The sequence below is a fragment of the Acidovorax sp. FW305-C-20-28 genome (assembly GCF_058783375.1).
The window spans coordinates 238179-261040 of the sequence record NZ_JBYSYM010000004.1 but is presented as its reverse complement, the minus strand read 5'-3'; the positions used below and the strand labels follow the sequence as shown (position 1 = coordinate 261040).

Below are 22862 nucleotides of genomic sequence, written 5' to 3'. Positions count from 1 at the left end.
CAAGCGCCGCAACGCCGCAGACCGCCCGCCAAGGCCACTGCCCGAAGGGTTGGAGCGAAATCGGGCGATTGGACGCCTCGGCTGCTTGCATGGGCATGAGCCCATGCGGCGCATCCGAAGCATCCACTCATCCCGATTGCGCCCCAACGCGACCCCGAATAAATTGTGAACAGGTTCTTATGGGCCACCCGAAGGAGAACGAGAGTGAACATGAACGACCTGCCAACAACCTGGACCCTGGCCCGCCGCGCCGAGCGCATGAACCCCTCGGTGATCCGCGAAATCCTCAAGGTCACCGAGAAGCCCGGCATCATCAGCCTGGCCGGTGGCCTGCCCTCGCCCAAGACCTTCCCTGTCGCGGCGTTCGCTGCGGCCTCGGCGGCCGTGCTGGCCAATGACGGCCCTTCGGCCTTGCAGTACGCCGCTAGCGAAGGCTTCGGCCCGCTGCGCGAAGCCATCGCCGACTTCCTGCCCTGGGACGTGAACCCAGACCAGGTGCTGATCACCACCGGCTCACAGCAGGGCCTGGACCTGATCGCCAAGGTGCTGATCGACACCGACAGCCGCGTGCTGGTGGAAACGCCCACCTACCTGGGCGCGATCCAGGCCTTCACGCCCATGGAACCCAAGGTCGTGGCCGTGGCCAGCGACGATGAGGGCGTGCTGGTCGACGACCTCGTGGCCAAGGTCGGCACCGGTGCCGACAAGGCGCGCTTCCTGTACGTGCTGCCCAACTTCCAGAACCCCACGGGCCGCACCATGAGCGATGCGCGCCGTGCCGCGCTGGTGGCCAAGGCAGCCGAGCTGAACCTGCCGCTGGTCGAAGACAACCCCTACGGCGACCTGTGGTTCGACAACCCGCCGCCCGCGCCGCTGACCGCACGCAACCCCGAGGGCTGCATCTACATGGGCTCGTTCTCCAAGGTGCTGGCCCCAGGCCTGCGCCTGGGCTTCCTGGTGGCGCCCAAGTCGGTCTACCCCAAGCTGCTGCAGGCCAAGCAGGCGGCCGACCTGCACACCCCCGGCTACAACCAGCGCATGGTGGCCGAGGTGATGAAGGGCGGCTTCTTGGACAAGCACGTGCCCACCATCCGCGCGCTGTACAAAGAGCAGCGCGACGCGATGCTGACCGCGCTCACCAAGGAGATGCAGGGCCTGTCGGTCGAGTGGAACAAGCCGGACGGTGGCATGTTCCTGTGGGTGCGCCTGCCCGAAGGCATGAGCGCCATCGAGCTCTTGCCCAAGGCCGTGGAGCGCAATGTGGCCTTCGTGCCCGGCGCCGCCTTCTACGCCGACGATGCCGACCACCGCACGCTGCGCCTGTCGTTCGTGACCTCCACGGCCGAGCAGATCGCCACCGGCATCGCCGCGCTGGCCGCCGCCATCCGCGACCACCAGGCCAAGGGCTGAGCGGCATGCTGCGCCTGTGGGGACGGCTATCGTCGATCAACGTGCGCAAGGTCGTGTGGGCCGCGCAGGAGCTCGGCATCAGCCTGCAGCGCACCGATGCCGGCGGGCAGTTCGGCATCGTGCGCGAAGCGCGCTACCTTGCGATGAACCCCAACGGCCTGGTGCCGCTGATCGAGGACGAGGACACCGGCGTGGTGCTGTGGGAATCGAACCCCATCGTGCGCTACCTGTGCGCTCGGCATGCGCCGGGCAATCTCTACCCCGAGGACATCGCCGCCCGCTTTGCCGCCGAGCAGTGGATGGACTGGCAGCAGACCACGCTGAACCCGGCCGGGCGCGATGCCTTCATCCAGTGGATACGCACGCCCGCCGCACATCGCAGCGAGGCGCTGATCGCCGCTTCGGTGGCCGCCACCGAGCCGCTGATGGACCTGCTGGACGCGCACCTGGCACGCCAGCCCTTCATGGTGGGTGAGCACTTCACCATGGCCGACATCCCCGTGGGCTGCGAGATCCACCGCTGGTGGGGCCTTCCGCAGGAACGGCCCGCACGGCCGCACCTGGAGCGCTGGTACCAGGCCGTGAGCGCGCGCCCCGGCGCGCGCGGCGTGCTCGATCAGCCGTTATCCTGAGCGGACGACCACCCGCCAGAGACCGCACCATGCAGCCACGCGCCTTCAAGCAGATCGACGTCTTCAGCGACCGCCCCGGCGACGGCAATCCCGTGGCCGTGGTGCTGCAGGCCGAGGACCTGAGCGATGCGGACATGCGCCGCTTCGCCGCGTGGATGAACCTGTCGGAAACCACCTTTTTGCTGCCGCCCACCGAGGCCGGCCGCGCGGGTGGGGCCGACTATCGCTTGCGCATCTTCAGCCCCCAGGGCGAGCTGCCCTTTGCCGGCCACCCCACGCTGGGCACCTGTCACGCCTGGCTGCAGGCAGGCCACCAGCCGCGCGAGCCAGGGCTGGTGGTGCAGGAGTGTGCGTTGGGCCTGGTGCGCATCCGCCGTGAAGACCACACCCTGGCCTTTGCGGCCCCGCCGCTTACGCGCAGCGCGCCCAGCCCGGCGCTGGTGCCGCTGATCGCCAGCGCGCTGGGCGTGCGCCCGGCGCAGATCCTGGGCACCCAGTTGCTGGACAACGGCCCTGTGTGGCTGGGCATGCTGCTCGATAGCGCCGACACCGTGCTCGGCCTGGAGCCTGACCATGCGCGGCTCATGGACCTGGGCCAGTCGGTCGGCGTGGTCCATGTGGGCAAGGAGGCCAGCGACGCCAGCCGCCCCGGCGTGGTGGTGCGCGCCTTTGCCGCGCCCATGGGCAACCGCGAGGACCCGGTGACCGGCAGCCTCAACGCCAGCCTAGCCGAATGGCTGATCGCCGAAGGCCTGGCCCCCCACCACTACCAGGTGGCCCAGGGCGAATGCCTGGGCCGCGCGGGCCGGGTGCACATCCGCCAGGACGACCACCAGGTCTGGGTGGGTGGGCGCTCCGTCACCTGCATCGAAGGGACGGTGCTGCTCTGAAACCGTCCCCTGCCCTGATCTACGCCATCGGCTGAAACGGCCCGCCGGCCTGTGCGCCCGGCCCAGGCCAGCCCCCTGGCGTGGCCCAACAGCCGAGCAGCATTTATTCATCCATTCCACTACCACCACCTAGACAGGCATCCCATGAAACTGCGCCCCTTCCAGCAAGTCGACGTCTTCACCGAACAGGCCTACCGCGGCAACCCGCTGGCCGTGGTGCTCGATGGCGAGGGCATCACCACCGAGGCCATGCAGGAGTTCACGAACTGGACCAACCTGTCGGAAGCCACCTTTTTGCTGCCACCCACCCCCGAGGGCCGCGCGGCCGGCGCCGACTACCGCGTGCGCATCTTCTGCCCCGGGCGCGAGCTGCCGTTTGCCGGCCACCCCACCTTGGGCAGTTGCCATGCCTGGCTGAGCGCCGGCGGCAAGCCGCAGACACCGGGCCGTGTGGTGCAGGAATGCGGTGTGGGCCTGGTGCCGCTGCGCCAGGACGGTGCGCGCCTGGCCTTTGCCGCCCCCGAACGGCTGCGCAGCGGCCCGCTGGACGAGGCCGACGTGGCGCTGATCGCGCGCGGCCTGGGCGTGGACCGCGCCGACATCCTGCACCACGCCTGGTGCGACAACGGCCCCAAGTGGCGCGGTGTGATGTTGAAGTCCGCCGAGCAGGTACTGGCCCTGCGGCCGGACAGCGCCATCCTCGCGGGCCTGGACATCGGCGTGGTGGGCCCGCGCGGCAAGGTCGGCGTGATTGGCGCAGATACCTCGCGCGAGGACATTGCCTTCGAGGTGCGTGCCTTCTTCCCCGGCAATGCAGGCCTGGCCGAAGACCCCGTGACTGGCAGCCTGAACGCCGCCCTGGCCCAATGGCTGATCGGCGCGGGCCTGGCACCCACGAGTTACATCGCTAGCCAGGGAACAGCCCTGGGCCGCGCCGGGCGCGTGCATGTGCACCAGGAGGGCAGCGAGATCTGGATCGGCGGCCATTCGGTGACCTGCGTGCAGGGCGAGGTGCTGCTGTGACGGCACCCACCGCCGCCTGCATCGACCACTTGGTGGTGCTGGCCAGCGACCTGGCCACGGGCGTTGCGTGGTGCGAGCGCACGCTGGGCGTCACGCCTGCGGCGGGCGGCGAGCACCCGCTGATGGGCACGCACAACCGCCTGATCAACATCTCCAGCCCCGCGCACCCGCGCGCCTACCTGGAGATCATCGCGATCAACCCCGTGGGCACCAAGAGCATTCCCGACAGCGACCGGCGCTGGTTCGACATGGACAACGTGGCACTGCAACAGCAGGTGGCCGAGCACGGCCCGCAGCTCATCCACTGGGTGGCCTCGGTGCGCGATGTGGCGGCCAGCCTGCAGGCGCTTGCGGCCCTGGGCGTGGACCGGGGCCGCGCCATCGCCGCCAGCCGCCCCACGCCGCAGGGCCTGCTGCAGTGGCAGATCACCGTGCGGCCCGACGGCCGGCGCCTGTGGGACGGCTGCCTGCCCACGCTGATCCAGTGGGGGGCCGCGCACCCCTGCGACCACCTGCCAGCCAGCGGTGTGCAGTTGCAATCGCTCGCGCTGCAGCACCCGGACGGCTCCGCCCTCGCTGCAGCCTGCGATGCCGCCGGCCTGCACGCCCTTGCCCCGGCCAGCGCCGGTCCGGTGCCACTGCTGCAGGCGGCCCTCGCCACACCGCGCGGCCCTGTGGCCCTGCGCTCGGCCCCTTCCATCCCCTCAACGGAGTAAGCCCCCATGCTCACACCCCAGGAACTGATGCTTTTTGCGCTCGCTGCGCTGCTGCTCGTGCTCACGCCCGGGCCCAACATGATCTACTGCGTCTCGCGCAGCCTCACCCAGGGGCCGCGCGCCGGCCTGCTGTCGCTGGCCGGTGTGCTGGCGGGCTTCGGTGTGCACCTGCTGGCGGCCTCGCTCGGCCTGACGGCCCTGCTGGCCGCCGTGCCCATGGCCTTCGACGCCATCCGCATCGCGGGTGCGGCCTACCTGCTGTGGCTGGCCTGGCAGGCCGTGAAGCCGGGCGGTGCCGCGCCCTTCGAGGCGCGCGACCTGCCGCACGACACGCCGCGCAAGCTCTTCCTCATGGGCTTCATGACCAACCTGCTCAACCCCAAGGTGGCCATGTTCTACCTGTCGTTCTTTCCGCAGTTTTTGCACCCTGAGCGCGGCCAGTGGCTGCTGCAAAGCCTCTCCCTGGGTGCCGTGCAGATCAGCATCAGTGGCCTGGTCAACGCCCTCCTGGTGTTGTTCGCAGCCCGCGTGGCGCTGTTCATGAACCGCAGCCAGGGCTGGATGCGCGCCCAGCGCTATGTCATGGGCACCGTGCTGGGCCTGCTGGCCGTGCGCCTGCTCACCGAAAAGAGGCCTGCCGCATGAGCGCCCTGCCCACACCCTCCCATCCCTGGTTGCCCGGCCTGGCCGACATCGAGGCGGCAGCCGAAGTCGTGTACCGCGACTTTGCGCCCACGCCGCAGTACCGCTGGGGCCTGCTCAGCGAGCGCCTGGGCACGGACTGCTGGCTCAAGCACGAGAACCACACGCCCGTGGGGGCCTTCAAGATCCGCGGCGGGCTCACCTATTTCGACCAGTTGGCCCGGCGCGGCGCGCTGCCGCGCGAGGTGGTCAGCGCCACGCGCGGCAACCACGGCCAGAGCATGGGCTGGGCCGCGCGCCGCCATGGGGTGGCCTGCACCATCGTCGTGCCCCGGGGCAACTCGGTCGAGAAGAATGCCGCCATGCGCGCGCTGAGTGTCACGCTGATCGAACACGGCGACGACTTCCAGGAGGCGCGCGAGCACGCCATGCAACTGGCGGCCGAGCGCGGTGCGCACATGGTGCCCAGCTTCCATGGCGACCTGCTGCGCGGCGTGAGCACCTACTGGTGGGAGTTCCTGCGCGCGGTGCCGCAGCTCGATGTGGTGTACGTGCCCATCGGCCAGGGTTCGGGCGCCTGCTCGGCCATCGCGGCCAAGTTGGCGCTCGGCCACGGCGTGCGCATCGTCGGCGTGGTGAGCAGCCATGCCACCACCTATGCCGATTCGCTGGCCGCAGGCCGCGTGGTCGAGGCACCCGTGACCACCGCACTGGCCGATGGCATGGCCTGCCGCGTGGCCGATGCGGACGCACTGGCCATCCTCGCGCCGCGCATCGACCACATCGTGCAGGTGAGCGACGCCGAGGTGGCTGCGGCCATGCACGCGATCTACACCGACACGCACAACGTCGCCGAAGGTGCGGGTGCCGCCGCCCTGGCTGCGGCGCTGCAGGAACGCGACAGCCTGCGTGGCCAGGCCGTGGGCCTGGCGCTCACGGGCGGCAATGTCGACGCACCGGTGTTCAGCCGCGTGCTGGCGGGCTGAGCCACATCGCTGAACTGTCGCCGAGGCTACTGGCGGCGCAGCTCCGGTCGCTTGGGAGACAAACGGCCGGGCCGGTGCCTGCCCACAATCCGGCGCATGGGAACCCTTTACCTCGTGCGCCACGGCCAGGCCTCGTTTGGCGCAGACGACTACGACCAGTTGAGCGCCCGCGGGCGCGAGCAGGCGGTGCGCCTGGGCGAGCACTGGCGCGAGCACGGCGTGGTGTTCGACGCCGTGATCACCGGCACGCTGCGCCGCCATACGCAGACGCTCGAAGGCATTGCCCAAGGCCTGCAGGCCACGCCCGAGGTGCTGCAGATGCCCGGCCTCAACGAGTACGACAGCCATGCGCTGATCACCGCCATCCACCCGCAGCCCCTGCCCCGGCCCGACACGCCCGAGCTGTACCGCCACCACTTTCGATTGCTGTGCGACGCGCTCGCGCAGTGGATGGCGGGCGTCATCAGCCCCCAGGGCATGCCGAGCTGGAACGAGTTCAGCGCCGGTGTGCGCGGCGCGCTCGACCATGTGCGCCAGCACCATGTGGGCCACAACGTGCTGCTGGTGAGCAGCGGCGGCCCGATCTCGACCGCCGTGGGCCAGGTGCTGGGCACGGCGCCCGAGGTGACCATTGCGCTCAACATGCGCATCCGCAACAGCGCGGTCACGGAGTTCACCATCAGCCCCAAGCGCCTGATGCTGCAGACCTTCAACACCCTGCCGCACCTGCATGCGCTGGAACATGCGGACTGGTTGACGCACGCGTGAGACTTAAATTTATTGCAAAACAATAAATTTTTACTGTTTAATAGCAACTCCAACGCTTTGCGGGAGTTGCCATGCGCCGTCGACATTTCCTGGGCCACAGCCTGCTGAGCGCTGTGCCCGTGCTGGCCGCCTGCGGCGGCTCGATGGGGCGCAGCCCCGAGGGTGAGGCCCTGGCCAGCGGCCCCACCACCCTGCCCCTGCAACGCGATCTCACCCATGTGTCGGTGGTGGCGCAGGCCAATGGCCGGCCGCTGCGCCTGCTGCTCGACACCGGGGCCGACCAGCATGTGCTCACCCCGCGCACGGCCGAGGCGCTCGGGCTGGCGCTGTCCGAGGAGCGGGTGCCCAGCTCCGGCGCACAGGCCTCGGACCAGCCCGTGCCCTGGACCCGGGTGGACGAAATCGTGCTGGGCGGCAGCGCGCGCCTGCGCCAGGCCCTGGCCTTCGTCATACCGCTGCCCGCCGAGTTCGCCTACGACGGCATCCTGGGCGCGCCGCTCTGGCGCGCCTTCACCACGCACCTGGACTTTGCGCGCGGCGAAATCACGCTGGACCTGCCGGGCCGCATGCCGGTGCCACCCGAGGCCGTGCGCCTGCCCCTGCAGGTGCTGCCCGGCGGCAAGCTGCTGGTGCAGGCCAGCGCCGCCGGGCATGCGGGCTGGTTTTCGCTGGACACGGGCGACAGCGGCGCCGTCACGCTGTTCCGGCCCACGGTGGAGCGGCTGGGCCTGCGCGCCGCGCTGCAACCCGCCGTGCGCATGCCCACGGGCGTGAGCGTGGGCGGCATCACCTGGGCCGATGTCGCACGCCTGCCGCAGTTCGGCATCGGCCCCTGGCAGCTGCCGCAGGTGCCGGTGCACCTGGCGCTGGCCTCCGATGGTCTGTTCGGCAGCGATGCCTGGATGGGCAACCTGGGCAATGAACTGTGGCGGCGCTTCGCCCTCACCCTCGATGTGGCTGGCGGGGCGCTGTACCTGGACGCACAGGCCGCCCTTGGCGAGCCCTTTTCCGGGCCGCGCAGCGGGCTGCTGGCGCGCTGGAATGGCACGCACTTCGAGGTGCTCCATGTGCTGGCCGGCGGCCCTGCGGACCAGGCCGGCATGCGGCCAGGCGACGCGCTGCTGGCGGTGCAGGGACGCGAACTCGGCGCCAGCGATGCCGGCTGGCTGCGCGAGCGGTTGGCCGCACCGCCCGGCACGGCGCTCGCCCTGCGCTTGCGTGGCCCGGAGGGTGCCGAGCGCCAGACCACGCTGACGCTGCAGGAACTGGTTTGACTCAGGGCGGGGGGGCGCCGTCCGGCTGGTCGCGCAGGGTGCTCAGCGGCAGCGCCACCATCTCCTGCAGCAGGGCCACCAACTGCATGGCGGCGGCATCGACCACCTGGCGGCCCTTGTCGGCCGTGGCGGCCGCGGCATTGCCCACGGCACCGGCGGGGTGGTAGTCCTGCATCTGCCAGCCGAGCTTGGCGCTCTTGCCATTGCCCAGGATGGCGTAGCGCTCCGAGCGGTCTTGCGAGGTGGAGCGGAAATCCTGGGCGTGTTCCATGTGCACGGTGCCGGGCGCCAGGTGCAGCATCATCGAGGTCTCGATCTCGCCCGCATGGATTCCGAAGCGGTGCTCCTGCGCGCTGAACTGGCCGGCCACGGCCTCGGGCAGCGGCAGGCTGAACCAGCTGGCGCTGTAGACCAGGAGGTCGCAGCGCGTGCGCAATTCGCGCGCCACGATGTCCATCACACTGACCTGGCCGCCATGGCCGTTGAACAGCAAGAGCTTCTTCACACCGGCGCGCGCCACGCATTCGCCCAGCTCGGTCCACAGCGCGATGATGGTGGCTGGCGACAGCGTGAGCGTGCCGGGGTAGCGGATGTGCTCGGGGCTCAGGCCCACGTTCTGCGGCGGTAGAAAGAGCACCGGCAGCTCCGCCGGCAACAGCGGCAGCGCGGCATCGATCACGCCCTGCAGCAGCGTGGCATCGACCGACAGCGGCAGGTGCGGCCCGTGCTGCTCGACGGCGGCCACCGGCAGCACCGCCACCGTCTGCGCCGCCAGGCCCGAGGCCTTGCGCTGCGCGAAGTCGCGCGTGCCGAGTTCGGCCCACCAGCGGGTGGGCGTGGAGGCTGTGGAAGAGGATGGGGGCACCGGGGGCTGCGTCATGCCGCCATGGTAGCGGCCTCAGGCGAGAACGATCTCGTCCTGGTGGTTGGCGATGTGAAAGGTGTGGGCACGGGAAAAGTCGGCCTTGTCCAACGCGCCGTAGGCGAAATGGGGCCGCAGCACCCCTGTGTGTGCCTGAAAGCGTGCGATGGCGGCGCGCAAGCGCTGGGCGGCGGGCTTCCAGTCGCCCGACATCGTGAGCGCTGGCGCTGCGGGGATCGGCTCGGCCAGGCCATGCGACATGCGCCCGCGCCAGCCGAAGAAGCCGAATGCTGCCGCACCCAGCGTGCGCTGGAACAGGGCGCTGTTCTCCTTGGGAAAGCCGTCCATGCTCATCTCGATGCTCTGCGACAGGTGCTCCAGCACGGCCACCAGGGGCCAGGCGCCCGTGGTGCGGGCCTGGGGCGTGGCCTCCAGCTTGTCGAGCCAGCGCAGCGCGCCGGACAGGTCGGCCACCTTGGGCTCGTCGGCCCAGCCGAGGGCAGGGGCCAGGACCAAAGGGGCGGCGATCAGGGCGGTGCGGCGTTTCATGGTGTGCCGATGGTAGCGCCGCGGCACGGCGCCTGCAGTCGCGCACGGCTCCCGCTACCATGCAGGGATGACCCACGATCTGTTCCGAGAAGACAGCTACCTGCGCGAATGCAGCGCCCACATCACCGCGATCACCGAGGCCGGCATCGTGCTCGACCGCACGGTGTTCTACCCGCTGGGCGGCGGCCAGGCCGGCGACAGCGGCCACCTGCTGCTGGCCGATGGCACGGCGATCGCCATTGCCGACACGCGCAAGGGCAAGGATGCCGAAGGCCAGCCCACGACCGATATCGTGCATGTGCCGGCCCCGGGCCAGGAGGAACGCCTGGCCGCGCTAGCGACCGGCATGCCGGTGACGGCCCGCATCGACTGGGAGCGCCGCCACCGCCTGATGCGGCTGCACACCACCACCCACCTGCTGTGCCACCTGGTGCCGCAGCTGGTCAACGGCTGCTCCATCACGCCCGAGTACGCGCGGCTGGACTTTTCGATGACCGACCCGCTCGACAAGGATGTGCTGACCGCAGGCATTGCCGCCCTGGTGGCCGCGGCCCACCCGCTCACCGTGGCCTCGATCAGCGACGAGGAACTCGACGCCAACCCGGCCCTGGTCAAGAGCATGAGCGTGCAGCCGCCGCGCGGCACAGGGCGCATCCGCACCATCCGCATCGGCGGCGGCGAGGGCGGCGCCCCGCTGATCGACCTGCAGCCCTGCGGCGGCACGCATGTGGCCAATACCGCAGAGATCGGCGCCATCGTGGTGACCAAGATCGAGAAGAAGAGTGCTACCACGCGCCGGGTAGTGCTGGGCTTCGGCGCCTGAGGCCCCAGGCCAATCGTCAAAAAGCATCAACCGAACCCCTGGAAACACCGCGCCGCCCCGCGCGGTGGTACCTTGGGCGGCCTGCCGCCCTTGAGAACCTGTTCCAAGCGGCAGGGTAGTCCTGACCGCCCGCCCGTTTTCCGCTGCCTCCATGCCCGTCCCCAAGCTTTCCCTGACCCGCCCCTCTCTGGCCGCCCTGCGCCAGCACCGCTGGGCCCGCCGCGCCGCCATCGCCCTGGCCGCGCTGCTGGCCCTGTGGCTGCTGACCTGGCTGGCCGTGCCACCGCTGCTCAAGGGGCCGCTGCAGCGCATGGCCAGCGAACAGCTGGGCCGGGCCGTGACGGTGGGTGCCATCGACTTTGCGCCCTGGTCGCTGGAACTCACGCTGCGCGACATCGCCGTGGCCGGCGCCGGGAACAGCGCCACACCGCAGCTCACCATCGCGCGCGTGCACATCGACGGCGAGCTGCAGTCCCTGCTGCGCCTGGCGCCCGTGGTGGACGAATTCACCGTGGAGTCGCCCGTGCTGCACATCGCCCACCTGGGCGAGGGCCGCTACGACGTGGACGACATCATCGCCAAAGTCACCGCCCCGCCGGCCGAGCCCCAGCCCGACACCGGCCCCGCGCGCCTGGCGCTGTACAACCTGGCGCTCACTGGCGGCAGCATCGACTACGACGACCGCAGCGTGGGCAAGCAGCACCAGCTGCGCGAGCTGGCACTCAAGGTGCCCTTCATCAGCACCCTGCCCTCGCAGCGCGAGGTGAAGGTGGAACCCCACCTGGCCTTCACGCTCAACGGCAGCCGCTTCGACTCGTCCGCCCAGGGCACGCCGTTTGCCCAGACTGGCAAGACCGATGCCAGCGTGCGCTGGGAGGGCGTGGACCTGGCCCCCTACCTGGCCTACCTGCCCGCCAGCCTGCCCGTGAAGGTGCAGGGCGCGACGCTGGACGTGGACGTGAAGATCGCCTTCGAACAGGCGCCCAAGATGGCTGTCAAGCTCACGGGCAGCGTGCAGGCCAGCCAGGTGCGCGTGGCCGACCGCCAGGGCCAGGACCTGCTGGCCTACGAGCGCCTGAAGATCGACCTGGCCGATGTGCGCCCGCTCGACCAGGTGGTGCGCCTGTCGCAGGTGGAACTCACGGCCCCGGTGCTGAGCGCCACGCGCGATGCCGCGGGACAGATCAATTTGGCGCAGTTGGCCGCACCCGCCCCGACTGCTCCCGCGGCAGCGGCCAACGCAGCCTCTCGCCCCGCATCGTCGGCCAACGGCAAGGCCGCCACCGCCAAGCCCTGGACCGTGGAGGTCGCCCACACTCTGGTGCGCGGTGGCACCCTGCGCTGGGCCGACCAGTCCACCCGCCCCGCCGCGGCGCTGGAGGCCCGCGATTTCACGCTGGACGCCAAGGACCTGGCCCTGCCCTGGGCCCACCCCGTCACCTTCGAGGGCGGCCTGAAGCTACAGGACGGCAGCCTGGCCTTCAAAGGCGAAGCCACGGACCAGAAGGCCCAGGTGCAGGCCAGCCTGAATGCACTGGCCCTGCCCTTGGCCGCACCCTACCTCGCCCAGGTGCTGGAGCCCAGCGTGGCAGGCCAGCTCACGGGCGATATCGGCGTGCAATGGGCTGCGGCCGACGCGCCGACTGCGACCGGTGTCACGCTCACCGCCGGGCCGCTGGCGCTGGAACAACTGGCCCTGCGCCAGGGCAAGGCGCAACTGGCCAGCCTGGGCCGGCTGGAGATCAAGGGCCTGCAACTGCCCCTGGACCAGCGCACCGCCACGCTGGAGAGCCTGGCGCTCACCCAGCCCAAAATCACGGTGGACCGCGATGCGGACGGCCGCTGGATGTTCGAACGCTGGATGAAGCCAGCCCCTGCCGGAGACACGGCAGCCGCGGCTGCGGCAGACGCGCCCTGGGTGCTGCGCGTGGCCGATTTCAGCCTGCAGGGCGGCGCGGTGTCCCTGGCCGACAGGGCCCAGGCCCGGCCTGTGGCGCTGGAGCTGTCGGCCCTGGGCATCGCTGCGAAGAACCTGGCCACCGATGGCAGCAAGCCCGAGGCCCTGCAGCTGTCGGCCCAGGTGGCGGCAGGCGGCAAGGGCAATGCCGCGGGCAAGCTCGACTACCAGGGCACGCTGGCGCTGCAGCCGCTGGCCACACAGGGCAAGCTCAACGCCACGCGCCTGCCGTTGCATGCACTGGACGGCTACCTGGCCAGCCAGTTGTCCATCGAGCTGCTGCGCGCCGACGTGGGCTTTCGCGGCGACCTGGCCTTTGCCCAGGGCGACAAGGGCCCCAGCCTGCGCCTGTCTGGCGATGCCGTGGTCGAGGACCTGAAGGCCAACAGCACCTCGGCCTCCACCCCCAAGACCGAGGCCCAGGTGGGCGAGGAACTGCTGGCCTGGAAGAGCCTGAACCTGCGCGGCCTGGCCCTGGCCACCGCCCCCGGCACGGCACCGCGCATCGAAGTGAAGGAAACCAGCCTGGCCGACTTCTTCGCGCGCATCACCATCAACGAGGCCGGCCGCGTCAACCTGGGCGACATCGCCAAGACCCCGGCCGAGGCCCAGGCGGCCAATGCCGCCAGCGCCGCCAAATCGGTGCCGCCCGCGCCGGTACCCGCAGCATCCACCGCGTCGGCCGCCGTGGCGGCAGCGCCGGCCGATCCGCTGGCACCGGTGGTGCAGTTCGGGCCGGTGAGCCTGGTCAACGGCAAGGTGCTGTTCTCGGACTTCTTCATCAAGCCCAACTACTCGGCCGACCTGTCGGAGCTCACGGGCAGGCTCAGCGCCTTCTCCACCACCGCGCCCGGGAGCGAGCCGGTGCTGGCCGATCTGGAACTGCGCGGCAAGGCCGAGGGCACGGCCTCGCTGGAGATCACGGGCAAGCTCAACCCGCTGGCCAAGCCGCTGGCGCTCGACATCGCGGGCAAGGTGCGCGACCTGGAGCTGCCGCCCCTGTCGCCCTATGCCGTGAAGTACGCCGGGCATGGCATCGAGCGCGGCAAGCTCAGCGTGGACGTGGCCTACAAGGTGCTGCCCAGCGGCCAGCTCACGGCCAGCAACCGGCTGGTGCTCAACCAGCTGAGCTTCGGCGAGCCCGTGGCCGGCGCCCCCAACAGCCTGCCCGTGAAACTGGCCGTGGCCCTGCTGGCCGACCGCCAGGGCGTGATCGACCTGGACCTGCCACTCAGCGGCTCGCTCAACGACCCCGAGTTCCGCGTGGGCCCGGTCATCTGGAAGATCGTCGTCAACCTGATTGGCAAGGCCCTGACCGCGCCCTTCAGCCTGCTGGCCAATGCCCTGGGCGGCGGTGACGAGCTGAGCACCGTGGCCTTCGCCCCCGGCAGCGCCAGCCTCACGACCGAGGCGCAGCAGAACCTGGCCAAGGTGGTCAAGGCGCTCACCGACCGGCCCAACCTGCGCCTGACCGTGACCGGCCAGGCCAGCCTGCAGGCCGAGCGCGAAGGCCTGCAGCGCGAGCACCTGCAGCAGCTGGTGCTGGCCGAAAAACGCCGCGCCAGCCCCGCCGGCACCGACCCCGTGCAGGCCGCCGAATACCCGGCCCTGCTCAAGGAGGTCTACCGCCGCGCCGACATTCCCAAGCCGCGCAACCTCGTAGGCCTGGCGCGCGAGCTCACGGTGCCCGAGATGGAAGCCCTGCTGCTGGCCAACCAACCTGCCACCGAGGCCATGGCACAGGAACTGGCCGCCCAGCGGGGCCAGGCGGTGCGCAGCTACCTGCTCGCGCAGAAGCTGCCCGTGGAGCGCCTGTTCCTGGCCGCGCCGCGGGCGGGAAGCCAGCCCGAGAAATGGACGCCCCAGGCACAGATGAGCCTGGCGACACAATAAGGGGCCACGCCATCGCGCCGGAACCAATCCGCGGTTTCGGCGCTCACACCCTGCAACATGCTCCACCGCTCGCCGTCCCTGTTCACAAAAGCTATCTTTTTCATAGCATTCCTGCTGGCCGGTGCGGGCAGTTGGGCCCAGTTGCCGACCAAGGGCAACGGCGGTGCCGCGAGCGCTGTGGTCACCACCCCCCATGTGCGCGCCGAACTGGTCGCCCATGCACCGCAGGGGATCGAGCCCGGCCAGCCCCTGTGGCTTGGCCTGCAGATCACCCACCAGCCCGAGTGGCACACCTACTGGAAGAACCCCGGCGATTCGGGCCTGCCCATCGAGATGGCCTGGACCCTGCCAGCGGGCCTGGACGCGGGCGAGATCGCCTGGCCGCTGCCCAAGAAGATCCCCATCGGCACGCTGGCCAACTACGGTTACGAGGGCACGGTGCTGCTGCCCGTGCCGGTCACCGTGGCCAGCACCTTCGCGCCCAAGGTGCTGTCGGGCGATGCCACGGTGCGCCTGCATGCCACCTGGCTGGTCTGCCGCAAGGAATGCATTCCTGAAGAAGGCGACTTCACCCTGGCCATCCCCGCGCGCAGCACCACGGCCATGCACGGCGCAGCCTTCGACGCGGCCCTGGCCGCCCAGCCCCAATCCGTGGAGGCCAAGGAGAGCCAGGCCCGCATCGAAGGCAGCACCCTGCAGCTGAGCGTGCAGGGCCTGCCCGAGGCGCTGCGCGGCAAGACGCTGGAGCTGTTCCCCGAGACGCCCGAAGTCATCGAGAACGCCGCCGCCTGGACCCAGGCCTGGAAGGGCGCCGTGTGGACCGCCGAGGTACCGCTCTCGGCCCAGCGCAGCAACAGCCCCGACCCCATGCCCGTGGTGCTGGCCGCCGGTGGCCAGGGCTACCGGGCCGAACTCAAAGTAGTCGGTGCCTGGCCCACGGTGGCCGCAGCGGCCACGGTATCGCCCGCGCTGGAGGCGGCGCTCAAGGCCAATGCAGCCGCCGCGCTGCCGCCAGCCACCACCACCTCAGCGCCTGCCGCCACGCTGGTGGCCGCCCTGCTGGGAGCGCTGGTCGGCGGGCTCATCCTCAACCTCATGCCCTGCGTGTTCCCGGTGCTGGCCATCAAGGTGGTGGGCTTTGCCCAGCATGCGCAGGACCGGCGCGCCCACCGGCTCAGCGGCATCGCCTACACGGCGGGCGTGGTGCTGTCCTTCATCGCGCTGGGCGGGCTGATGCTGGGCCTGCGCGCCGCGGGCGAGGCCATCGGCTGGGGCTTCCAGCTGCAGTCGCCGGCTGTGGTCGCGGGCCTCGCGGCCCTGTTCACGCTGATCGCGCTGAACCTGGCGGGGGTGTTCGAGTTCGGGCATATCCTGCCCTCGTCGGTGGCCAGCCTGCAGGCGCGCCACCCGGTGGCCGACTCCTTCCTCACCGGCGTGCTCGCCGTGGCCGTGGCCTCGCCATGCACCGCCCCTTTCATGGGTGCTTCGCTGGGCCTCACGGCCACGCTGCCCGGCCCCCAGGCGCTGGCCGTGTTCGCGGCACTGGGCCTGGGCTTGGCCCTGCCCTACCTGGCCGCCGCCTTCGTGCCCGCGGTGGCACGCGCCCTGCCGCGCCCCGGCGCATGGATGGACACGCTGCGCAAGTTCATGGCCTTCCCCATGCTGGCCACCGTGGTCTGGCTGGTCTGGGTGCTGGGCCAGCAAAGCGGCATCGACGGCGCAGGCGCCCTGCTGATCCTGCTGGTGGCCTTGGGCATGGTGGCCTGGGCGCTGTCGCTCGCGGGCACGGCGCGCCGCTTCATGGCGCCGGTCTCCGTGCTGGCGCTGGCGCTGCTGGCCTGGACCTTCGCGCCCCACATCACCAACATGGCGGCCACCCCTGCCGCCCAACCAACGGCTGGCAGCACGGCCCAGTGGCAGGCCTGGACCCCGGGCGCGGCCGAGCAGTTGGTGGCCAGCGGCCGCCCCGTGTTCGTGGACTTCACCGCCGCCTGGTGCGTGACCTGCCAGTACAACAAGAAGACCACGCTGGCCGACGCCGGCGTGCAGGCCGATTTCGCGGCCAAGAACGTGGCCCTGCTGCGCGCCGACTGGACGCGCCGCGACCCGGCCATCACGGCAGCCCTGGCCCAGCTGGGCCGCAGCGGTGTGCCGGTGTATGTGCTGCATGCGCCCGGCAAGGCGCCCGTGGTGTTTTCCGAGATCCTCAGCGAAGGCGAATTGCGCGCGGCCGTGGCAGCACTGTGATGCCGCGCTAAAACCAGCCGGCCTACAGGGCTTCCTTGTGGAGTCTGCCGCACGCTTGCCGGATACTGGTTGCTTCGTCCCTCACCTGGAGATGCCGTCCATGTTGCTGCTTCGACGTACCCTTTTCGCCCTGCCCCTGCTGCTGGCCGCAGCTGGCGCCCAGGCCGCCGCCACCGTGGGCCAGCCGGCCCCCGACATCACCCTGAAGGACACCACGGGCAAGACCGTGCGCCTGTCGGACTTCAAGGGCAAGCACGTGGTGCTCGAATGGACCAACCCCGGCTGCCCCTTCGTGCGCAAGCACTATGACAGCGGCAACATGCCTGCCACGCAAAAGGACGCTGCGGGCAAGGACGTGGTCTGGCTCGCCGTCAACTCCACCGAGAAGGCCAGCGGCGACTACCTGGAACCCGCCAAGCTGAGCAGCTGGCTCAAGGAGCGCCAGTCGGTGCCCACCGCCATCCTCATGGACGAGGAAGGCACAGCCGGCCGCGCCTACGGCGCGCGCACCACGCCGCACATGTACATCGTGAACCCGCAGGGCCAGCTGATCTATGCGGGTGGCATCGACAGCATCGCCTCGGCCAAGGTCGACGACATTCCGCGCGCCACCAACTATGTGAAGACCGGGCTGGCGGAGGCACTGGCGGGCAAGCCGCTCACGGCCTCGACCACGCGCCCCTACGGCTGCTCGATCAAGTACAAAGACCCGGCATAGGGCACAGCGCCCTACACTGGTGGCATGAGCACCATCAGCGAACTGCGCCATATCCTCGGAACCTGCCGCACCATCGCGGTCGTGGGCCTGTCGCCGCAATGGCACAGGCCCAGTTTCTTTGCGGCCAAGTACATGCAGGCCCATGGCTACCGCATCGTGCCGGTGAACCCCATGGCCAGCGAGATCCTGGGCGAGCGCAGCTACCCCAGCGTCACCGCCGCCGCAGCCGACCACCGCATCGACATGGTGGACTGCTTTCGCAAGAGCGAGGACATTCCGCCCCTGGCCGAGGAGGCCATTGCCATCGGCGCCCGATGCCTGTGGATGCAGCTCGGCGTGGTGAATGCAGACGCAGCAGCGCGCGCCCGTGCGGCCGGCCTGTCGGTGGTGATGGACCGCTGCGTGAAGATCGAGCATGCGCGCCTGTTCGGCGGGCTCAACTGGGCCGGTGTGAACACGCGCGTGATCTCCGCCAAGCGCCCGCAGCAACTGCCCTACTGAACCACAAGAACACCAGCGAGACACCCGCCCATGGAAAAGGACAGAGACTACGGCTTCGGCACGCGCGCCATCCACGCGGGCGCGATTCCCGACCCCGTGACCGGCGCACGCGCCACGCCCATCCACCAGACGACGAGTTTTGTCTTCGACAGCGCCGAGCACGCCAGCAGCCTGTTCAACCTGCAGACCTTCGGCAACGTCTACAGCCGCATCAGCAACCCCACGGTGGCCGTGTTCGAGGAGCGCATCGCCAGCCTGGAAGGCGGCCGCGCGGCCCTGGCCTGCGCCAGCGGCATGGCTGCGCAGATGGCGGCGCTGCTGGCCATCCTCAAGACGGGTGACCACATCGTGGCGGCCAGCACGCTCTACGGCGGCACCGTGGGCCAGCTCGGTGTGGGCTTTGCGCGCCTGGGGATCGAGACGACCTTCGTGGACCCGGCCGACCCGGAGAATTTTGCGCGCGCCGTGCGCCCCACCACCCGGGCCTTCTACGGCGAGACCATCGGCAACCCGCTGGTCAATGTGCTGGACATCGCGGCCGTGGCCGGTGTGGCGCACGCCCATGGTGTGCCCCTGGTGATCGACAACACGGTGGCCAGCCCCTACCTGTGCAACCCGCTGGCCTTCGGTGCCGACATCGTGGTGCACAGCGCCACCAAATACATCGGCGGCCACGGCACGACCATGGGCGGCGTGGTGGTCGAGGGCGGCAAGTTCCCGTGGGACAACGGCCATTTCCCCGAGATGGTGGAGCCCAGCCGCGCCTACCACGGCGTGAAGTTCTACGAGACCTTCGGCGACTTCGGCTACACCATGAAGGCGCGCATGGAGATCAACCGCACCTTCGGTGGCGTGCTCTCGCCCATGAACGCCTGGCAATTGCTGCAGGGCGCCGAGACCCTGCACCTGCGCATGCGCGAGCACTGCCGCAACACGCTGGCCGTGGCGAAGTTCCTACAGCAGCACTCCAAGGTGCGCTGGGTCAACTACCCGGGTCTGGCCGATTCACCGTACCACGCGCTGGCGCAAAAACAGTTCCGCGCCGTGGACGGCACGCCGGGCGCCTCGGGCATCCTGACCTTCGGCATCGAGGGCGGCGCCGCGGCGGGCGAGAAGTTCATCGACGCCTGCGAGTTCCTGAGCCACCTGGCCAACATCGGCGATGCCAAGACGCTGGTGATCCACCCGGCGTCGACCACGCACCGGCAGTTGAACGACGAGGAACTGGCCCGCGCCGGCGTGAGCGCCGACATGGTGCGCCTGTCGGTGGGCATCGAGGACCTGGACGACATCCTCTGGGATATCGACCAGGCGCTGTCGAAAACCTAGCGTTCGCCACTCTGAGCGGCACCCAGCCGCTGCGACAGGCTGCGCGCCGTGTCACGCAAATGCCCTGCCGCAGCACTGTCCGGCTCGGTGCGCAGCGTGGCGCTCGGGCCGATCACGGCCAGGCACAGCACCAATTGCCCGAAGCCGTCGAAGACCGGCGTGGCCAGCGCGCTGATGCCGGGCAGCAGCTGGTCCGTGACCTCGGCGACCTGGTGGGTGCGCACGGCATCGAGTTCGGCGGCAAAGGCCGGGTCGTCGAGCGCCCCGGCATGGCCATCGGCCACCAGGGCGGCCGCCGTGCGCTCGCGCGGGCCGAAGGCGGCGAACACCTTGCCCGTGGCCGTGTGTCGCACCGATGCGGTCGTGCCGTGGCGCATGGCCACGTAGACGGCGGTGGGCCCTTCTTCCACGCGGATGATGGTGGGCCCGTTGTCGCCCCAGACCGAGGCTGACACGGTGTAGCCGATGCGCTGCGCCAGGCCTGGCAGCTCGGCGATCGCCAGCCGCACGGGGTCGACCTGCTGCAGGCTGATCAAGCCCAGTTGCATGGCCAGCGGCCCCAGGCCATAGTGGCCACTCACAGCGTCCTGCTCGATCAGGCCCAGCTTGCCAAAGCTCACGAGGTAGGGGTGCGCCTTGGCGGGCGTCATGTCGGCAGCACGCGCCAAATCCTTGAGGGCCATGCGCCGACCGGTGCGGGCCAGAACCTTGAGCAGTTGCCCGCCCACCTCCACGCTCTGGATGCCACGCGGCGCGCGCGGGCTGTCTTCATCGTCGGCAGAAGCAAGGTCACGGGGGAGGTCGTCCATAGCGCCATTGTCCACCGAGCCCGCAGCGATCCTGGCCACCCTGGGGTTTTCACTTAAACAAATGAATTAGACATTGACGAATTTATTGCCTATGATCAAAGCATTCTGTTTAGATGAATGCATTTCACTAAACCAAATCAACCGGTAACCGCCCATGACCACCAAGACCTTTGCCTCTGCCGCCGACCTGGAAGTCAAGAAGGTGAGCTTCGACAAGCTCTCCGACCATGCCTACGCCTACACCGCCGAGGGCGACCCCAACACCGGCATCATCATTGGCGACGATGCCGTGATGGTCATCGACACCCAGGCCACCCCCGTGATGGCGCAGGACGTGATCCGCCGCATCCGCGAAGTGACGGACAAGCCGATCAAGTACGTGCTGCTCTCGCACTACCACGCCGTGCGCGTGCTGGGCGCCAGCGCCTACGGGGCCGAGCACATCATCGCCAGCGAGGACACGCGCGACCTGATCGTCGAGCGCGGCCAGTTCGACAAGGACAGCGAGATCGGCCGCTTTCCGCGCCTTTTCCAGAATGTGGAAAGCGTCCCTGACGGCCTGACCTGGCCGACCATGACCTTCAACAAGAAGATGACCCTGTGGCTGGGCAAACTGGAAGTGCAGATCCTGCAACTGGGCCGCGGCCACACCAAGGGCGATACCGTGGCCTGGTTGCCGCAGGAGAAGATCCTGTTCTCGGGCGACCTGGTGGAGTTCGATGCCACTCCGTACGCGGGCGATGCCTACTTCCAGGACTGGCCGCAGACCCTGGACAACATCGCGGCCCTGAAGCCCGAGAAGCTGGTGCCCGGCCGCGGTGCCGCGCTGCAGACGCCCGAGCAGGTGCAGGCCGGCCTGGCCGGCACGCGCGCCTTCATCAGCGACCTGTACGCCAGCGTCAAGGACAGCGCCGCCAAGGGCGAGGACCTGCGCAAGGTCTACGAAGCCACGTTCGCGAAACTGCAGCCCAAGTATGGCCACTGGGTGATCTTCAACCACTGCATGCCGTTTGACGTGACGCGGGCCTATGACGAAGCCACGCAGTACCCCGATCCGCGCATCTGGACGGCCGAGCGCGATGTCCAGATGTGGAAGGCATTGGAAGGCTGAGGACCAGAGCGGAGGAGACAAGAATGACAACCGCCACAGCAAGCGCCCCACCCGCCTTCGACGGCACCGGTGCCCAGGTGCAGGCCATCGAGTTTGCCTACCAGCGCTCTTCCGATCAGGATGCCTCGACTCCCGTGCAGCACCCGATCGTGGTGGTAGGCGCCGGGCCCGTTGGCCTGTCGCTGGCCATCGACCTGGCCCAGCGTGGCCAGCGCGTGGTGGTGCTGGACAACGACTGCAGGCTCTCCACCGGCTCACGTGCCATTTGCTTTGCCAAGCGCACCCTGGAGATCTGGGACCGCCTGGGCGTGGGCCAGCGCATGGTGGACAAGGGCGTGTCGTGGAACGTGGGCAAGGTGTTCTTCCACGATGCGCTGCTGTACGAATTCAACCTGCTGCCCGAAGAGGGCCACGAGCGCCCGGCCTTCATCAACCTGCAGCAATACTACGCCGAGGCCTACCTCGTGGAGCGGGCGCTGCAGTTGCAGAACATCGAGCTGCGCTGGCACAACAAGGTGACCGGCGTTGCGCCGCACGATGCTGGCGCACTGCTCACCATCGAAACGCCCGAGGGCAGCTACCGCCTCGACGCGCAGTGGGTGGCGGCCTGCGATGGCTCGCGCTCACCCATGCGCCAACTGATGAGCCTGGAAAGCAAGGGCCGCATCTTCCAGGACCGCTTCCTGATCGCCGACGTCAAGATGGCCAGCAGCGCCGACTTTCCGACCGAGCGCTGGTTCTGGTTCGACCCGCCCTTCCACCCCAACCAGAGCGTGCTGCTGCACCGCCAGCCCGACAATGTCTGGCGCATCGACTTCCAGCTGGGCTGGAACGCCGACCCCGAGGAAGAGAAAAAGCCCGAGAACATCCTGCCGCGCGTGCGTGCGCTGCTGGGGCCGGATGCGCAGTTCGAGCTCGAATGGGCCAGCGTCTACACCTTTGCCTGCCTGCGCATGGACCGCTTCGTGCACGGCCGCGTGGTCTTCGCAGGCGACAGCGCCCATGGCGTCTCGCCCTTCGGCGCGCGTGGCGCCAACAGCGGCGTGCAGGACGCCGAGAACCTGGCCTGGAAGCTCGACTGGGTGCTGCGCGGCCGCGCCGGCCAGGCGCTGCTGGCCACCTACGGCCCCGAGCGCGAGTACGCGGCCGACGAAAACATCGCCAACTCCACGCGCGCCACCGACTTCATCACGCCCAAGAGCGAGATCAGTCGCCTGTTCCGCGACGCCGCGCTGGAACTGGCGCGCGAGCACCCGTTCGCGCGCCGCATCGTCAACAGCGGGCGCCTGTCGGTGCCGGCCACGCTGCAGGGCTCGGCGCTCAACACGCCGGATGGCGACACCTTCGCCGGCACGCAGGTGCCGGGTGCGGTGTTGCTCGATGCACCGGTGCAGCATGGCGGCCGCAGCGGCTGGCTGCTGCGCACGCTGGGCCCCGACTTCACCCTGCTCGTCTTCGGCAAGGCACCGGCCTGGGCCAGCGCCCTGCCCCAGGTGACGCTGCTGCAGGTGGGCACCGATGTGCTGGACACCCAGGGCCTGCTGGCCAAGCGCCTGGACGCCCGGCCCGGTACCGCCTACCTCGTGCGGCCCGACCAGCATGTGTGTGCGCGCTGGCGCAGCCTGGACGAAGCCGCCGTGCACGCCGCGCTGGCGACCGCGAGCCGCCAGCCCGCAGCCGCCACGGCCGACCTCGCAACCGCCTGACAACGGAGTCCATGAC

General features: G+C 69.7%; 20 protein-coding genes. 17 read left to right on the top strand and 3 right to left on the bottom strand.

All coding sequences use genetic code 11. From position 1 onward, the window contains the following. Positions 1–210: 210 nt before the first annotated feature. From AC3WOH_RS07705 to AC3WOH_RS07665, 9 genes are all read left to right on the top strand, one after another. A complete protein-coding gene (locus tag AC3WOH_RS07705; RefSeq protein WP_492228773.1) occupies positions 211–1410 on the top strand; it encodes an aminotransferase-like domain-containing protein in 1200 nt (399 codons plus the stop codon). A gap of 5 nt (positions 1411–1415) precedes the next feature. Beyond that, entirely contained in the window at positions 1416–2042 is a 627-nt protein-coding gene (locus tag AC3WOH_RS07700) for a glutathione S-transferase (RefSeq protein ID WP_492228766.1), read from the top strand. A 29-nt stretch (positions 2043–2071) separates the two neighbouring features. After that, on the top strand, positions 2072–2932 hold the full coding sequence (locus tag AC3WOH_RS07695) for a PhzF family phenazine biosynthesis protein (protein WP_492228765.1): 861 nt from the start codon (positions 2072–2074) through the stop codon (positions 2930–2932). A gap of 144 nt (positions 2933–3076) precedes the next feature. Next, on the top strand, positions 3077–3955 hold the full coding sequence (locus tag AC3WOH_RS07690; RefSeq protein WP_492228764.1) for a PhzF family phenazine biosynthesis protein: 879 nt from the start codon (positions 3077–3079) through the stop codon (positions 3953–3955). Next, the gene (locus AC3WOH_RS07685) at positions 3952–4671 is read left to right on the top strand and encodes a VOC family protein (RefSeq protein WP_492228763.1); all 720 of its coding nucleotides are present in this window, start codon (positions 3952–3954) and stop codon (positions 4669–4671) included. Before AC3WOH_RS07690 ends, AC3WOH_RS07685 begins: the two co-directional genes overlap by 4 nt. Before the next feature lie 6 nt (positions 4672–4677). Next, entirely contained in the window at positions 4678–5316 is a 639-nt protein-coding gene (locus AC3WOH_RS07680; protein ID WP_492228762.1) for a LysE family translocator, read from the top strand. Next, positions 5313–6299 carry a threonine dehydratase gene (locus tag AC3WOH_RS07675; RefSeq protein ID WP_492228761.1) on the top strand — a complete coding sequence of 329 codons (987 nt, stop codon included), beginning with the start codon at positions 5313–5315 and terminating at the stop codon, positions 6297–6299. Before AC3WOH_RS07680 ends, AC3WOH_RS07675 begins: the two co-directional genes overlap by 4 nt. Positions 6300–6395: 96 nt before the next feature. Further along, on the top strand, positions 6396–7067 hold the full coding sequence (locus AC3WOH_RS07670; RefSeq protein ID WP_492228760.1) for a histidine phosphatase family protein: 672 nt from the start codon (positions 6396–6398) through the stop codon (positions 7065–7067). 71 nt (positions 7068–7138) lie between these two features. Continuing rightward, on the top strand, positions 7139–8341 hold the full coding sequence (locus AC3WOH_RS07665; protein WP_492228759.1) for an aspartyl protease family protein: 1203 nt from the start codon (positions 7139–7141) through the stop codon (positions 8339–8341). A 1-nt stretch (position 8342) separates the two neighbouring features. Here AC3WOH_RS07665 and AC3WOH_RS07660 read toward each other — a convergent pair whose 3' ends face one another. Further along, positions 8343–9221: a creatininase family protein gene (locus tag AC3WOH_RS07660; RefSeq protein ID WP_492228758.1), complete on the bottom strand. Its 879-nt coding sequence runs from the start codon at positions 9219–9221 to the stop codon at positions 8343–8345. Positions 9222–9239: 18 nt separating this feature from the next. Continuing rightward, on the bottom strand, positions 9240–9752 hold the full coding sequence (locus AC3WOH_RS07655; RefSeq protein WP_492228757.1) for a DUF1569 domain-containing protein: 513 nt from the start codon (positions 9750–9752) through the stop codon (positions 9240–9242). A 67-nt stretch (positions 9753–9819) separates the two neighbouring features. Between AC3WOH_RS07655 and AC3WOH_RS07650 the strand changes: the two genes are divergently transcribed. The 6 genes from AC3WOH_RS07650 (at position 9820) to AC3WOH_RS07625 (ending at position 19220) form a co-directional block, all read left to right on the top strand. Next, positions 9820–10575, top strand: a complete 756-nt coding sequence (locus AC3WOH_RS07650; protein WP_492228756.1) for an alanyl-tRNA editing protein — start codon at positions 9820–9822, stop codon at positions 10573–10575. 151 nt (positions 10576–10726) lie between these two features. After that, a complete protein-coding gene (locus tag AC3WOH_RS07645; protein WP_492228755.1) occupies positions 10727–14425 on the top strand; it encodes a DUF748 domain-containing protein in 3699 nt (1232 codons plus the stop codon). Between the two features lie 57 nt (positions 14426–14482). After that, complete coding sequence (locus AC3WOH_RS07640) at positions 14483–16672, top strand: protein-disulfide reductase DsbD family protein (protein WP_492228754.1); 2190 nt, start codon at positions 14483–14485, stop codon at positions 16670–16672. 100 nt (positions 16673–16772) lie between these two features. After that, the gene (locus tag AC3WOH_RS07635) at positions 16773–17390 is read left to right on the top strand and encodes a thioredoxin family protein (protein ID WP_492228753.1); all 618 of its coding nucleotides are present in this window, start codon (positions 16773–16775) and stop codon (positions 17388–17390) included. A 24-nt stretch (positions 17391–17414) separates the two neighbouring features. Further along, complete coding sequence (locus AC3WOH_RS07630) at positions 17415–17891, top strand: CoA-binding protein (RefSeq protein ID WP_492228752.1); 477 nt, start codon at positions 17415–17417, stop codon at positions 17889–17891. A gap of 30 nt (positions 17892–17921) precedes the next feature. Further along, a complete protein-coding gene (locus tag AC3WOH_RS07625; protein WP_492228751.1) occupies positions 17922–19220 on the top strand; it encodes an O-acetylhomoserine aminocarboxypropyltransferase/cysteine synthase family protein in 1299 nt (432 codons plus the stop codon). Here AC3WOH_RS07625 and AC3WOH_RS07620 read toward each other — a convergent pair. Then, positions 19217–20029 carry an IclR family transcriptional regulator gene (locus AC3WOH_RS07620; RefSeq protein WP_492228750.1) on the bottom strand — a complete coding sequence of 271 codons (813 nt, stop codon included), beginning with the start codon at positions 20027–20029 and terminating at the stop codon, positions 19217–19219. The genes AC3WOH_RS07625 and AC3WOH_RS07620 overlap by 4 nt on opposite strands. 154 nt (positions 20030–20183) lie before the next feature. Between AC3WOH_RS07620 and AC3WOH_RS07615 the strand changes: the two genes are divergently transcribed. Then, positions 20184–21140 (top strand): MBL fold metallo-hydrolase, encoded by a 957-nt coding sequence (locus AC3WOH_RS07615; RefSeq protein WP_492228749.1) that lies wholly within the window; start codon positions 20184–20186, stop codon positions 21138–21140. Between the two features lie 23 nt (positions 21141–21163). After that, positions 21164–22846, top strand: coding sequence for an FAD-dependent oxidoreductase (locus AC3WOH_RS07610; RefSeq protein WP_492228748.1), 1683 nt, complete (start codon positions 21164–21166; stop codon positions 22844–22846). The last annotated feature ends 16 nt before the right edge of the window (positions 22847–22862 follow it).